This window comes from Streptococcus sp. 3.1 (assembly GCF_016648915.1).
Classification (GTDB): Bacteria; Bacillota; Bacilli; order Lactobacillales; family Streptococcaceae; genus Streptococcus; species Streptococcus salivarius_E.
This window is the reverse complement of record NZ_JACLQV010000010.1, coordinates 72903-88482: the sequence shown is the minus strand read 5'-3', so window position 1 is coordinate 88482 and position 15580 is coordinate 72903. Positions and strand designations below refer to the sequence as shown.

General features: G+C 42.2%; 14 protein-coding genes. All 14 read left to right on the top strand.

Annotated features, from left to right (window positions below):
• Positions 1 to 3966 (top strand): LPXTG cell wall anchor domain-containing protein (locus tag H7U02_RS07305; protein ID WP_201043059.1); only part of this gene is annotated, 3966 nt, incomplete at its 5' end.
• 184 nt (positions 3967 to 4150) lie between these two features.
• The gene (locus H7U02_RS07300) at positions 4151 to 4372 is read left to right on the top strand and encodes a DUF4649 family protein (RefSeq protein ID WP_002890796.1); all 222 of its coding nucleotides are present in this window, start codon (positions 4151 to 4153) and stop codon (positions 4370 to 4372) included.
• Between the two features lie 135 nt (positions 4373 to 4507).
• Entirely contained in the window at positions 4508 to 5509 is a 1002-nt protein-coding gene (gene trpX / locus H7U02_RS07295; protein WP_201043058.1) for a tryptophan ABC transporter substrate-binding protein, read from the top strand.
• A 9-nt stretch (positions 5510 to 5518) separates the two neighbouring features.
• Positions 5519 to 6388, top strand: a complete 870-nt coding sequence (locus tag H7U02_RS07290; RefSeq protein ID WP_002883493.1) for an ABC transporter permease — start codon at positions 5519 to 5521, stop codon at positions 6386 to 6388.
• Positions 6385 to 7143, top strand: coding sequence for an ABC transporter ATP-binding protein (locus tag H7U02_RS07285; protein WP_037600160.1), 759 nt, complete (start codon positions 6385 to 6387; stop codon positions 7141 to 7143). Before H7U02_RS07290 ends, H7U02_RS07285 begins: the two co-directional genes overlap by 4 nt.
• A 179-nt stretch (positions 7144 to 7322) precedes the next feature.
• Positions 7323 to 8984, top strand: a complete 1662-nt coding sequence (locus H7U02_RS07280) for a ribonuclease J (protein ID WP_002883527.1) — start codon at positions 7323 to 7325, stop codon at positions 8982 to 8984.
• A gap of 135 nt (positions 8985 to 9119) precedes the next feature.
• Complete coding sequence (locus tag H7U02_RS07275) at positions 9120 to 9902, top strand: alpha/beta hydrolase (protein ID WP_073687280.1); 783 nt, start codon at positions 9120 to 9122, stop codon at positions 9900 to 9902.
• 119 nt (positions 9903 to 10021) lie between these two features.
• Entirely contained in the window at positions 10022 to 10741 is a 720-nt protein-coding gene (locus H7U02_RS07270; RefSeq protein WP_002883497.1) for a matrixin family metalloprotease, read from the top strand.
• A gap of 11 nt (positions 10742 to 10752) precedes the next feature.
• On the top strand, positions 10753 to 11124 hold the full coding sequence (locus tag H7U02_RS07265) for a hypothetical protein (RefSeq protein WP_073687279.1): 372 nt from the start codon (positions 10753 to 10755) through the stop codon (positions 11122 to 11124).
• Between the two features lie 368 nt (positions 11125 to 11492).
• On the top strand, positions 11493 to 11936 hold the full coding sequence (locus tag H7U02_RS07260) for a flavodoxin (RefSeq protein ID WP_002883520.1): 444 nt from the start codon (positions 11493 to 11495) through the stop codon (positions 11934 to 11936).
• Between the two features lie 51 nt (positions 11937 to 11987).
• On the top strand, positions 11988 to 13523 hold the full coding sequence (locus tag H7U02_RS07255; protein ID WP_110981193.1) for a ClC family H(+)/Cl(-) exchange transporter: 1536 nt from the start codon (positions 11988 to 11990) through the stop codon (positions 13521 to 13523).
• A gap of 73 nt (positions 13524 to 13596) precedes the next feature.
• Entirely contained in the window at positions 13597 to 13869 is a 273-nt protein-coding gene (locus H7U02_RS07250) for a chorismate mutase (RefSeq protein WP_110981194.1), read from the top strand.
• Between the two features lie 9 nt (positions 13870 to 13878).
• Positions 13879 to 15105 carry a voltage-gated chloride channel family protein gene (locus tag H7U02_RS07245; protein ID WP_110981195.1) on the top strand — a complete coding sequence of 409 codons (1227 nt, stop codon included), beginning with the start codon at positions 13879 to 13881 and terminating at the stop codon, positions 15103 to 15105.
• Between the two features lie 127 nt (positions 15106 to 15232).
• Positions 15233 to 15580 (top strand): 50S ribosomal protein L19, encoded by a 348-nt coding sequence (gene rplS, locus H7U02_RS07240; RefSeq protein WP_002883489.1) that lies wholly within the window; start codon positions 15233 to 15235, stop codon positions 15578 to 15580.

Sequence of the window (15580 nt, the reverse complement as noted above, 5' to 3'; positions counted from 1 at the left end):
GAAACAACTTACACACCTAAGATTACTCCAGTCGTTCCAACTTCTGAAGATGCAACAACGACAGATATCCAAGGTGCTACACAAACTGGTAAACCTGTATTTACTGAAGGCGATAGCCGTGTGCCAATGAACGATGATGTTCCAGCAACATTTGACGATGGCTCAACGACTAAGACTGTAGACGGTGTTGGTACTTACACAGTAGCAGCAGATGGCACAGTAACCTTCGTACCAGAAAAATCATTCGTCGGTACTGCACCAGCTGTAACAGTGGTTCGTGAAGATAAGAACGGAACCAAAGCTTCTGCAACTTACACCCCAACAGTAACACCAGTTACACCAACTGCAGAAGATACAACATCTACTGACAAACAAGGTCAAACGCAAACAGGTACACCAACCTTCACACCAGGAAATCCAAATGTTCCAATGGATGATGATACACCTGCAACATTTGAAGATGGCTCAACTACGAAGACCGTTCCTGGTGAAGGAACTTACACAGTTGCTCCAGACGGAACCGTAACATTTGTTCCAGAAAAATCATTCACTGGAGAAGGTACAGGCGTAACGGTTAAACGTGTCGACAAGAACGGTACTCCAGTTACTGCTAAGTACACACCAACTGTGACACCAGTAACCCCAACAGCAACTCCAGCTGAATCAGAAGCACCTCAAGGTGTGGTTCAAACTGGAACTGTGACCTTCACCGAAGGTGACCCAGTTGCACCAATCGATAAGGATACCATTACTCTTCTTGATGAAAATGGTCAGCCAGCAGAATCTGTAGTTGCTAAATCACCAGAAGGTAAAGAAATTGGTACTTTCACAGTTGATAAAGAAACAGGTGTTGTAACCTTCACACCAACTGATAAATCTTACTCAGGTGATGTGGTTCCAGTTAAGGTTCAAGCAGCTGATACAAATGGTACAACAGTAGAAACAACTTACACACCGAAGATTACTCCAGTTGTTCCAACTGCTGAACCTGTAACATCTACAGATATCCAAGGTAAAACACAAACAGGTACACCAAGCTTCACACCTGGTAACCCTGCAATCCCAATGGATGATGATGTACCAGCAACCTTTGAAGATGGCTCAACAACTAAAGTTATTCCAGGAGAAGGTACTTACACTGTAGCTCCTGATGGCACAGTAACCTTCGTCCCAGAAAAATCATTCACAGGAGAAGGTACAGGTGTAACCGTTAAACGTGTAGATAAGAATGGGACACCAGCTACAGCTAAGTACACACCAACTGTGACACCAGTAACTCCAACAGCGACACCAGTTGAAACAACAGGTAAACAAGGTCAAACCCAAACAGGTAAGCCTGAATTTACCGAGGGCGACAGCCGTGTGCCAATGAACGATGACGTTCCAGCTACTTTCGATGATGGTTCAACTACGAAGACAGTTGATGGAGTTGGTACTTACACAGTAGCAGCAGACGGAACTGTAACTTTTGTTCCAGAGAAATCATTTACTGGAACAGCACCAGCAGTGACAGTGGTTCGTGAAGACAAGAACGGAACCAAAGCTTCTGCGACTTACACCCCAACAGTAACACCGGTGACTCCAACTGCTACACCAGCAGAATCAACTGGTCCTCAAGGCGTGGTTCAGACCGGAACAGTAACCTTTACCGAGGGAGATTCCGTTGCTCCAATCGACAAAGATACCATTACTCTTCTTGATGAAAATGGCCAACCAGCAGCGGCAGTGTTTGCGAAATCACCAGCGGGTGATATTATTGGTACCTTCACAGTTGATAAAGAGACAGGTGTTGTAACCTTCACACCAACAGATAAATCTTACTCAGGTGATGTGGTTCCAGTTAAGGTTCAAGCTGCGGATACTAATGGAACAACTGTAGAAACAACTTACACACCTAAGATTACTCCAGTCGTTCCAACTTCTGAAGATGCAACATCGACAGATATCCAAGGTCAAACACAATCTGGTAAACCAACCTTTACTGAAGGTGATCCAAATGTTCCAATCGATGAAGATACTCCAGCGACCTTCGAAGATGGTTCAACTACTAAGACAGTAGATGGTGAAGGAACTTACACCGTTGCTCCAGATGGTACAGTAACTTTCGTACCAGAAAAATCATTTACTGGAACAGGAACAGGCGTAACAGTGAAACGTGTTGATAAGAACGGAACTGAAATCACAGCGAAGTACACACCAACTGTGACACCAGTAACTCCAACAGCGACACCAACTGAATCAACAGATATCCAAGGTGCTACACAAACCGGTAAGCCAACCTTCACCGAAGGTGACAGCCGTGTACCAATGAACAATGACGTTCCAGCAACCTTCGACGACGGTTCAACGACTAAGACTGTTGATGGTGTCGGTACATACACAGTAGCAGCAGACGGAACTGTAACTTTTGTTCCTGAAAAATCATTCGTAGGAACTGCACCAGCTGTAACAGTGGTTCGTGAGGATAAGAACGGAACCAAAGCCTCTGCAACCTACACACCAACAGTAACTCCAGTTACTCCAACAGCGGAGCCAGCAACATCAACAGATATTCAAGGTGCTACACAAACTGGTAAGCCAGTATTTACAGAAGGCGATAGCCGTGTACCAATGAATGATGATGTTCCAGCAACATTTGATGATGGTTCAACGACTAAGACTGTAGATGGTGTTGGTACATACACAGTAGTAGCAGACGGAACCGTAACCTTTGTTCCAGAAAAATCATTCGTAGGAACTGCACCAGCTGTAACAGTGGTTCGTGAAGATAAGAACGGAACCAAAGCCTCTGCAACCTACACGCCAACAGTAACTCCAGTTACACCAACTTCAGAGCCAGCAACATCTACAGATATCCAAGGTCAAACACAAACAGGTAAACCAAGCTTCACGCCTGGTAACCCAAGTGTCCCAATGGATGATGATGTACCTGCTACCTTTGAAGACGGCTCAACAACTAAAGTTATTCCAGGTGAAGGAACTTACACAGTTGCTCCAGACGGAACTGTAACCTTCGTCCCAGAAAAAGCATTCACAGGAACAGGTACAGGTGTGACCGTGAAACGTGTTGATAAGAACGGCACAGCCATTACAGCAACTTACACGCCAACTGTAACACCAGTAACACCAACTGCAGAATCCGTTACTTCAATTGGTAATAAAGGTCAAACGCAAACAGGTAAGCCAAGCTTCACTGAAGGCGATAGCCGTGTACCAATGAATAACCAAGTACCAGCTACCTTTGAAGATGGCTCAACAACTAAGACTATTGCAGGTGTAGGAACTTACACAGTAGCTGCAGATGGCACTGTAACATTCACACCAGAAACTGAATTTACAGGAACTGCCCCAGCAGTCACAGTGGTTCGTGAAGATGTTAACGGTACTAAGGCTTCAGCAACCTACACACCAACTGTCCTTCCAATCACTAAGTTTGTTGATAAAGAAGGTAAGGAAATCCCAGGATATCCTACAGTTGATGGTGAACAGCCAAAAGTTGAAATTCCAGGTTACCGCTTCGTAGAAACTAAGAAATTACCTAATGGTGATATCGAACATGTCTACGAGCAAGTAACGACGTCATACGTTGATGAAAATGGTACGCCAATCCCTGGTTATCCAACTGAAGATGGCCAACAACCTAAGAAAGAAATCCCAGGTTATGAATTTGTGAAGACAATTGTAGATGAAAATGGTAATACTCAACACATCTACAAACAAATTGTGACTCCAACACCAGTGCCGGATAAAACTCCGACACCAGAGCCACAGCCAGCTCCACAAACAGAAGAGCCTAAGGCTCCAGTACTTCCAGAAACAAAAGAAGAAGCTCACTTTATCAATCCAAGTGATAAGACAGCTCAACTTCCAGAAACTGGTAGTGAGGATTCAAACCTTGCAATCTTTGGTTTGGCAAGTCTTCTAGCTGGATTTGGACTCTATGGCGCAAAACGACGCAAACGTTAAAATGATGTAACGGTCGTATAGGACATTAAGAATCCAGATTCCAATTAAAATAGACCTCATGGCATTTGCCATGGGGTCTATTTGTATGGGCTAGCCTACTAGATTTTTAAGTCGTCATGATTGACTTTACTCTCTAGGAAGCGTAATCTAGAATTTAATTAAAGGATTAAAAGGAGGTCCCTCGATGATTGAAGTAACTTATTTAAATACTGCAAAGCAAGAAAAACACACTTCTTTTGAAGATTACAATGAATTTGTCAGAGCACAGCAAGCTTGTTGGATTGCCTTACCGGATTCAACGCCAGTCACTAAGGTGACGATAAACGGACATGATATTGGCTACAAAGGACAATATGGCGACCTTTACTTTTATATTATGAAGCTAGACTTGGCACAATATCAGTAATAATAGGAAAAAGAATCAGACATCGTGTTCTGATTCTTTTTCTTTGAGAAAGGTAATTTTTATAAATTAAGAATATTGCTAATTGACTGAAAATGACTTACAATAGAAAGGAAGAATTTATAGAAGGAGACACATATGAAAAACAAGCGTTTAATTTGGACTTTGGTTTTCTTAGCTATCTTGACGCTCGGTTCTATTGGTACAGATCTTTTCAAAAAAGAGCACCAAAATGCTAATAAGGTCGTCAAAGTAGGAATCCTCCAGTTCGTGACTCACGATGCCCTGGATCAAATCGAGAAGGGAATTGAGGATGGATTGAAGGAAGCAGGCTATAAGGGAGACAAGGTTAAAATCACCCTCCTAAATGCCGAAGGGGACCAATCAAAGATTCAAACCATGTCTAAACAATTGGTCAATGACAAGAATGATGTCGTTATCGGTATTGCAACGCCAGCAGCACAAGGGCTAGCGGCAGCTACCAAGGACATTCCAGTCATTATGGGAGCTATCTCAGACCCTGTTGGGGCCAAATTGGTTAAGGACCTCAAGCATCCAGAAGGCAATGTCACTGGTACCTCTAACCAAGTGCCGATTAAGCAGACAGTGGAATTGGTCAAATCATTGACACCAAATGCTAAGACAATTGGTATTCTCTACGCTTCAAGCGAGGATAATTCCAAATCACAGGTTGAGAGCTTTAAGAAATTTGCTGAAAAAGATGGCCTAAATGTGGTCGAGTATGCCGTACCATCAACCAATGAAATCAATACAACTATGTCAGTCATGACTGGTAAGGTAGATGCTATCTGGACGCCTCAAGATAATACTATTGCCTCAGCTTTTTCAACAGTAATCTCATCAGCCAACCAAGCTAAGATTCCAGTTTATACGACTGTCGATACTATGGTGAAAGAGGGCGGTTTGGCCTCAGTTGCTCAAAGCCAATATGAACTTGGAAAAGCCACAGCTCGTAGTGCTGTTAAGGTTCTTAAAGGTAAGAAAGTTAAGGATATCCCAGTTGATGTTATTGATGATGGTACTCCAACGCTCAACCTTAAAGTTGCTCAAGACCTCAACATCACCATCCCTGACGATGTGCTTAAACAGTCAGACATCGCTGTTAAAGCTGATAAATAAGGAGGACTTATGATTATTTCATCTATTTATCAGGGGCTTCTATACGGAATCCTAGGTCTTGGGATTTACATGACTTTCCGTATCTTGGATTTTCCTGATTTAACGACAGAAGGTTCCTTTCCTCTTGGTGGGGCAGTAGCAGTAACTCTTATGAACTTTGGTTGGAACCCAATTTTAGCAACCTTGGTTGCTGTTTTGGCCGGCTGTGGTGCTGGACTTGTGACTGGTCTCCTCTATACTAAGGGAGAAATTCCTACTATTTTGGCAGGGATTTTGGTCATGACTTCTCTTAACTCAGTCATGCTTATGATTATGGGTAGGGCCAACCTAGGACTTCTTGATATTAAGACTATTCAAGATTTACTTCCTTTCAGCAAGGACTACAACCTCTTGATTGTTGGTCTCATTGCTGTAACCATTGTTATCACTGCCTTGATTGCCTTTCTTAACACGCGCCTAGGTCAAGCATATATTGCCACAGGTGATAATAGAGATATGGCCAAATCTTTTGGTATCAACACAGACAATATGGAAGTGATGGGTCTTGTTATCTCAAACGGTATCATTGCCCTCTCAGGAGCCTTGATTAGCCAACAGGACGGTTATGCCGATGTTTCTAAAGGTATTGGTGTTATCGTCATTGGTCTTGCCAGCATCATCATTGGTGAGGTCCTCTATGCGACTAACTTGACTCTGTTGGAACGTTTGATTGCCATCTGTATTGGTTCAATCCTCTATCAGTTCCTTTTGACAGCAGTTATCGCTCTTGGCTTTAACACGAACTACCTCAAACTCTTTAGTGCGATTGTTCTGGCCATTTGCTTGATCTCGCCTGTCCTACGCCGAAAATTCTTTAAGGGGGTGACCTTATCACGATGACAGCTATTGTAGAACTTAAAGATGCGACTGTTAAGGTTAATAATGGTTTTGATACCGAAAAAACCATCCTGGACCATGTCAATCTTACCATTAGAGAAGGTGATTTTATTACCATTCTTGGTGGAAATGGTGCCGGAAAATCAACCCTCTTCAATGTCATTGCAGGGACCCTCATGTTGACCAGTGGTCATATTTTCATCATGGGTGAGGATGTTACGGCTCTGCCTGCTGAGAAACGTGCCAAGTACCTCTCACGGGTCTTCCAAGATCCTAAAATGGGAACGGCTCCTCGTATGACGGTTGCAGAAAATCTTTTGATTGCCAAATACCGTGGCGAAAAACGAGGTCTTAAATCACGCCAAATTCATCTCTACACAGAGGAATTTCAAGGTCTGATTGAACGTATCAGTAATGGTTTAGAAAAACACTTAGATACACCAGCAGGTCTCCTCTCAGGTGGTCAGCGTCAGGCACTCAGTCTTTTGATGGCGACACTTAAACGTCCCGAGCTCTTGCTCTTAGATGAGCACACCGCAGCCCTGGATCCTAAGACCAGTGTAGCTCTTATGGAGTTGACTGATGAGTTTGTAACAGGTGACCATCTAACAGCCTTGATGATTACCCACCACATGGAAGATGCCCTAAAATATGGCAATCGTCTAATCGTTATGAAGGACGGTCAAATCATTAAAGACCTTACCAAGGAAGAAAAAGGCCAATTGGATATCACAGACTATTACGCTATGTTTGAGTAAGCCTAGTCTGACTCTAAATTGTAAAATAAGCCAAAAAGTTGTATACTTAAAGGGTATGCAACTTTTTGTTGTGGCCTGTAAATCGACAAGGAGACTGTTCGCACGAACGTTCAGCTCCTTGGACCGTCTGTAAAAATAGGCTCTAGAAGAGAGTCAAACTAAAAAGGAGAAAAACAAGCATGAGCGATATTAAAATTATTGCCCTAGGTGGAGTACGTGAAAATGCTAAGAACCTCTATATTGTTGAGATTAACGACTCTATCTTTATCTTGGATGCTGGTCTAAAGTATCCTGAAAATGAACAACTAGGTGTTGACTTTGTCATCCCTAACTTAGATTACTTGATTGAAAATAGAGATCGTATCCAAGGGATTTTCTTAACTCACGGACACGCCGATGCCATTGGTGCCCTACCTTATATCTTGCAAGAAGTCAAAGCACCAGTTTTTGGATCATCACTCACAATCGAGTTGGCTAAACTTTTTGTCAAGAATGCTGGCGTTAAGAAATTCAATAACTTCCATGTTATTGACGCAGAAACTGAAATTGAATTTGAGGATGCTGAGGTTTCATTCTTCAAAACAACTCACTCTATTCCAGAATCAATGGGGATTGTTCTTGGCACTGACCAGGGCAATATTGTCTATACAGGTGACTTCAAGTTTGACCAAGCTGCCCGTCCTTACTACAAAACTGATTTAGGTCGTTTGGCTGAAATCGGACGTGAAGGTGTTTTGGCCCTCTTGTCAGACTCAGCAAATGCGACAAGTACGGAACAAACAGCTTCTGAAGCAGAAGTTGGCCAAGAAATTGACCAAGTAATTGCTGATGCAGAAGGACGTGTTATTGTTGCTGCAGTTGCCTCAAACTTGGTACGTATTCAACAAGTCTTTGATTCAGCTGCTGATCACGGACGTCGCGTTGTTCTTACTGGTTTTGACGTAGAAAATATTGTCCGCACAGCCATCCGTCTTAAAAAATTGACTGTGGAGCATGAAAAACTTATTGTTAAACCAAAAGACATGAACAAGTTCGAAGACCACGAGTTGATTATCCTCGAAAATGGTCGTATGGGTGAACCAATCGATGGCCTCCAAAAGATGGCTGTTGGTCGTCACCGTTACGTTCAAATTAAAGATGGAGATCTGGTTTATATCGTAACAACTCCAAGCATTGCTAAAGAAGCTGTAGTGGCACGTGTCAACAACGCTATCTATAAGGCTGGTGGAACTGTTAAGATGATTACGCAGAGCCTTCGTGTATCTGGACATGCCAATGCTCGTGAACTTCAATTGATGATTAACCTCCTTCGTCCACAGTATCTCTTCCCTGTCCAAGGTGAGTACCGTGACCTACAAGCCCATGCAGAGTTAGCCTTGGAAGTTGGTATTCTTCCAGAAAATATTTATATCGTTAAACGCGGTGATATCATGCACTTGTCTGAAGATCAAGGTTTCCTTCATGAAGGCGCTGTTCCAGCTGGTGATGTGATGATCGACGGTAATGCCATTGGTGATGTTGGGAATATCGTCCTTCGTGACCGTAAGGTCTTGTCTGAAGATGGTATCTTTATCGTAGCCATCACGGTTAACAAGAAGGAGCGCAAGATTGTTTCTAAGGCGCGTGTGAACACACGTGGATTCGTCTATGTTAAGAAGAGCCGTGACATTCTACGTGAGGCTGCTGACATTGTCAATGCTACCGTTGAAAATTACTTGGCAGGAGACAGCTTCGATTGGGGTGAACTTAAAGGGGCTGTCCGAGACGATGTAGCTAAGTTCCTCTTTGACCAAACTAAACGTCGCCCAGCGATTCTTCCGGTAGTCATGGAAGTACGTTAATCATTGATGTTACAATAAGGGTGTGAGCGTCTTGCTTGCATTCATCGAAATAGAGGTAAATCTCGACAAGATTTTCTTCTTAAAGCAGAAGCTGGGGCGTCCCAGCTTTTCTAACATTAAGAAAGGAAAATACAAATGGCTTTTTTTCAAATTGAATACTCATCAGATGTTCTAGGACAATACCGCCAAGTGGATGTCATCTATCCAGATCGCGATCAGATTGCTGAAAGGGAAAGTGATACGGATATCCCAGTTCTCTATCTCCTTCATGGCATGGGGGGCAATCATAATTCTTGGGCCTTCCGTACCAATATTCAGCGTCTCCTTCGTAAGACTAATCTCATTGTTATTATGCCTAACTCTGAAAATGGCTGGTATACAAATACCAATTACGGGGTTAAGTATTACGATGCCATTGCTAAGGAGCTTCCTCAAGTCATGCAACGTTTCTTCCCTAGTATGACTAAGAAGCGTGAAAAGACCTTTATCGCTGGACTTTCTATGGGTGGCTATGGTTCTTTCAAACTAGCCTTAACGACAAATAACTTTGCTTGTGCGGGTTCCTTCTCTGGTGCCCTTGGATTATCAGTAGAGATGATTACAGATGAAACGAGTGAGTCTAAGGAATACTGGCAAGGTGTCTTTGGCGATTTGGAAGGAAAAGACATTGAGCAGCACAAATTGGTTAACCTAGCCAAACAACATGACAAGAAAACCAAATTCTTTGCCTGGTGTGGCCTTGAGGATTTCCTTTTTGATTCTCAAGATAAGGCAGTAGCTGATTTGAAGGCCCTTGGTTTAGACATTGACTACAGCACAGACCATGGAAGACATGAGTGGTACTATTGGGAAAAACAACTAGAAGCCTACTTAGAATGGTTACCTATTGATTACGTTAAAGAAGAACGCTTGTCTTAATAGGTCAATTTTGTAACATCTTATCAAAGAGATGATAAAAGCTTAAAGTGGTATTTTTTGCTTGTCAGAACTATTAGAGCTTGATATACTAGGGGAAGTTTCGAAAAGGAGGCTCAATAATGAAAAAATTATTCAGAGTAATCTTCTATATTCCCAAACTTCTTTTACAATTTATTTGGAATCTTATTTGGGCTATATTTAAACTTGCCCTAGTCCTAGCCCTTATTGCTTATGGACTCGTCTACTATGCCAATAACTCTTCAAGTACCTTAGCCACAAACATTAATCAAGCCTTTCATCAAGTAGAACTAGGTTTTAGTGGTACCAGTACTAGTGACGTTGAGAAAGTTGTCTCTAACCTATCAACAACAGATACCATTCCAGAGTCTAATGGAGCTAGATGGGCGCAAAATACAGCTAGCATCTATATACAATCTACAGATGAAACCTTGGTAGCAGCTTATAAGGAAGCTATTACTAACTGGAATAACACGGGTGCTTTCATCTTTACATTAACTGATGATGCCTCAACGGCTGACATTGTTGCGACTGACTATTCCGATGCGAATTCACAGGCAGCAGGTTTAGCAGACACTCAAACCAATGTTTTGACCAATCGCATCACTCATGTAGATGTGAAGTTGAACCGTTATTTCCTTTTGAATAGTGACTTTGGTTATACTCACAAGCGTATTGTGAATACGGCTGAACACGAATTGGGACATGCCATTGGCTTAGACCATGATGACTCTAAGACATCCGTTATGCAATCAGCAGGATCTTATTACGGGATTCAACAGGTGGATATTGATACGGTCCATGCTCTCTATGCAAATTAAGGAGGAGTGTCATGCACTATTTGAAACGCCTTGCTAGACGTTACCCCATGCAAACCTTCCTTTTTCTTTTCAATGCTGGGGTATTTACTTGGTTGCAAACAACAGGAACCATGATTGCCAATCGTTTGGGCCTATCAGGTGATGGCATTTGGATTTATATTCCCAATTGGGTAAAAACTCTGACCAGTCATTCCATACAGAGTATTCAAACCCTATACGGGGCCTCTGGTTGGAGTTGGCTAATCGCCTCTATGCTTCTTACTTGGCTCTTGACTTTTCTGAGAGGTCTCATGAGAGCAGTGATTCTCATTCTGATAGTTGGTCTTGGCTTATGGCTAGTCTATCGACACTTTGAACTCTTACAAAATCTAAAACTGTCCTGATGGGCAGTTTTAAATTGAAATGAATTCTTCTTTTTAGACTTTTCTTAGGCGAGTACGGACGCTAGCGACTTCCTTCGGAATTCCATAGCTAAGTTTTGAGCCTAGTGTCTCAAAACTTCCGAGTGCCTAAAGTTATTTAACTTTAGGCACTTTTCTCATAGCGAAAAGTCTTGACTATAACTCGCTCTGAAATTATTAAAGGGACTATCTCATTTCATCTACAGAAAGTTCTATATGTTTAGATAGCCAAGTCACTTGTAAAAAGAATCTAAAACTGTCCTGATGGGCAGTTTTTTTGAGTTGTTAGGTCATTTATTTTCTGAAGAAATATGATATAATATAGCTAATTTATTATTTTGGAGGACATTATGGCTTTAGCAAAAATCGTTTATGCCAGTATGACCGGTAACACGGAAGAAATCGCAGATATCGTTGCCAAAAAATTGGAAGAATTGGGTCACACTGTAGATGTAGACGAGTGTACAACGGTTGATGCCGCTGATTTTGAAGATGCGGACATCTGTATCGTAGCGACTTACACTTATGGTGATGGTGAGTTGCCAGATGAAATCGTTGACTTTTACGAAGATTTGGCTGACCTCGACTTGTCAGGAAAAATCTTTGGTGTTGTAGGTTCAGGAGATACCTTCTACGATTATTTCTGTCATTCAGTGGATGAGTTCGAAAATCAATTCACATTCACAGGGGCGACTAAAGGTGCTGATAGCGTCAAGGTTGACCTTTCTGCTGAAGATGAAGATATCGAAAACCTCGAAGCTTTCGCTGAAAAAGTTTCAGAAGCATTAGCATAAGAAAAAAGCAGAGTAAAGTCTGCTTTTATTGTAGTCAAAAAAGGAGTTTTTATGAATGAAATAGAAAGAGATTTTAGGACGCAATCTCAACATCTCCTTTGGTCCGTTTGGCGAGGGCTTTTAGTGGGGGTGACAGCAGGAGCAGTAGTCAGTCTTTTTCGCTGGTTAATTGCCAAAGGGGCCGCATTTTCTGTAGCTATATACAAAGACGCCCTTCATAATCCACTTCTGATTTTGGGAATTGTCCTGGTTAATCTCTTGATTGCACTTTTTATTGGTTACCTTATTAAGCAGGAAAAAGACATCAAGGGCTCAGGAATTCCCCATGTTGAAGGAGAACTGATGGGACTCTTACATCCGTCTTGGTGGTCAGTATTATGGCGTAAGTTCCTAGGTGGAGTCCTTGGGATTTCAATGGGACTTATGCTGGGACGTGAGGGCCCTAGTATTCAACTTGGTGCTATGACTGCTAAGGGCTTAGCTGAGAGTCTTAAGCTCTCTGCACGTGAAAAGCGCTTCTTGATTGCTGCAGGAGCGGCAGCAGGGTTATCGGCTGCCTTTAATGCCCCGATTGCCGGTCTTTTGTTTGTCGTCGAAGAAGTCTATCATCATTTCTCGCGTCATGTTTGGGTGACAGCTTTAACGGCATCTTTAGTGGCTAATGCTGTTTCCTTACGGATCTTTGGTCAGGTTCCGGTTCTTGCTATGACAGAAAAATTACCCGTATTTCCTTTGAAAGATTATTGGATTCTTATTGTCTTGGGGATTTTTCTAGGTGTGCTTGGATACGGTTATGAGTGGGTTGTCTTACGTATTGGTAAGGTCTACCAAGGGTTAGGGAAAATCTTCCACTTGCCATCTCATTTTCATGGCCTTCTGGCAGTTCTGTTTATCATTCCTATAGGCCTCTATTTTCCATATCTTTTAGGTGGTGGGAATGAATTGATTCTTGCCCTAAATGGTTTACATCCTGCTCTAACTGTGGCCATTCTTTATTTGGCTATTCGCTTTATTTGGAGTATGTTGTCCTTTGGTTCAGGTTTTCCTGGTGGGATTTTCTTGCCGATTTTGACTTTAGGTGCTCTTTCTGGTAGCGTCTTTGCGGTAGCTTTTGAAAATCTAGGATTCTTACAAGTCAGTCAGTTCCCTATTTTTATCATTCTTGGTATGGCTGGTTATTTCGGTGCGGTATCTAAGGCACCGCTAACTGCTATGATTTTAGTGACTGAGATGGTGGGTGACCTTCACCAATTGATGACAATCGGAGTTGTGACCCTGATTGCCTATCTCGTCATGGATTTCATGGGAGGAGAACCCGTCTATGAAGTCATGCTTCACAATCTGATTGCCCACGAACCAAAACAAGTTGATAATATACCGACGATGATTGATTTACCAGTTACAGATAGTTTAGCTGGTCGATTGGTTAAGGATTTAACCTTACCTGACGGGGTTTTGATTTCCACTCAGATTTTTCAAGACCAGTCTGAGGTTGTTCATGGAGACACACGTCTAAAAGCAGGAGCAACCTTATATTTGGTTGTTAATGAAAGTAATATCAGTCAGGTAAGAAAACTCTTTTTATAAGCAATTCAATGGCTTGAGGCTCTTTTGTCCTCAGGTCATTTTTGTTATAATGAAGAGAAAAAAGGAGGTCAGTATGGACTTAAATGAGATTCGCCAACAGATTGACGCCGTTGATAATGAGATTGTGGCTTTGTTGGAAGAACGTATGAAATTGGTAACTCGAGTAAGTGCTTATAAACAACGCACCGGAAAGGCGATTTATGATCCCGAACGAGAGCAGGCCCTGTTAGACAAGGTAGGCGCTAGTGTCCTTAATCCCGAATATAAAGAAGCTATCGTCGCAAGTTTTGCGGATATTATGAAGCATTCACGTATTTATCAAGCAAGTAAGCTGGAAAAAAAGTAGGCATCTAGAATGAAAGTAAAACAATTAAGTGATAGTCAAGGTCTTTCTTACTTACATTTAGTAATGTTAAGTCTTTATGCAATCTTGTTAGGGGTGCTTGTTGGGCTGATTGATGCTATTTTTGGGCGCGTGCTGATAGGACTCTCGGAATTTCGTGACCACCATCTCTTTTATCTAGTTCCGGCACTTCCTTTAGCAGGTCTTTTGATAGTTTACCTTTATCAAAAGTTTGCGGGTAAGGCAGCACAGGGAATGGGCTTGATTTTCAAGGTTGGACATAATGAGGAGGATCAAGTCCCCCTAAGGTTAATTCCACTGGTGACTGTAACCACATGGCTGACCCACCTTTTCGGGGGATCTGCAGGTCGTGAGGGAGTTGCTGTACAACTGGGGGCCACAGTTTCTCATGCTTTTAGTCGCTATTTTAAGCTTCCTAATGCTTCACGTATTTTCTTGACCATGGGTATGGCAGCTGGTTTTGGAGGACTCTTCCAAACACCAATCGCCGCGACCTTCTTTGCTCTTGAGGTCTTGACCCTAGGACAGTTAAGTCTGCCAATCTTGGTACCGACTCTTATTGCATCTTTTATGGCTAGTACGACAAGCCATCTCTTAGGTCTTGAAAAATTTAGCCACTTTGTATCTGAATGTTTGACTATTGACCTTGAGACATTCGTCAAATTAGCTCTTTTAGGTCTGGCCTTTGGTCTAGCGGGAAATCTCTTTGCTTATCTCTTGTCACTAGCTAAAAAGAAAGTAGCAAGTCTGCTCCCAAATCCTTATTATCGTGTTCTCTTAGGAAGTGTCGTCTTAACCTGTCTTCTTCTGATTTTGTGGAAGGGACGCTATACTGGTCTTGGAACGAATTTGATTGCTTTAAGTGTTGATGGTGGGATCATTTATCCATTGGATTGGCTCTTGAAATTGCTCTTGACCGTCTTTACCCTATCTCTTGGTTTCCAAGGAGGAGAAGTAACTCCTTTGTTTGCTATCGGAGCCAGTCTTGGTGCTGTTCTAGCACCAGTTCTAGGACTTCCAATTCCACTTGTAGCAGGTCTTGGCTATCTGTCTGTCTTTGGTAGCAGTACCAATACCCTTTTAGCACCTATTTTCATTGGCGTTGAAGTCTTTGGTCCCGCTAATGCAGTCCCTTACGCGATTGTCATGGCTTTTGCTTATCTCATCAATCATAAGACGAGCATATATGGACAACAAAAAATGCTAGAAATGCAATAAGATACTAGACATCCTGATAATTTTTTGATAAGATACTAAGAGTGTGTAATGGACACACAAAAATAACGGCTAATCCGCTGAGACACAGAGGTTGCTCTTAAGATTAGTAAGATAGGAGTATATAAAAATGAATCCATTGATCCAAAGTTTGACAGAAGGTCAACTTCGTACTGACATCCCATCATTCCGTCCTGGTGACACTGTTCGCGTTCACGCGAAAGTTGTCGAAGGAACTCGCGAACGTATCCAGATCTTTGAAGGTGTAGTTATTTCACGCAAAGGTCAAGGGATCTCAGAAATGTACACAGTTCGTAAAATTTCAAGCGGTATCGGTGTAGAACGTACTTTCCCAATCCACACTCCACGTGTTGAAAAGATTGAAGTTGTACGCTACGGTAAAGTCCGCCGTGCTAAACTTTACTACTTGCGTGCTTTGCAAGGTAAAGCTGCACGTATCAAAGAAATCCGTAAATAA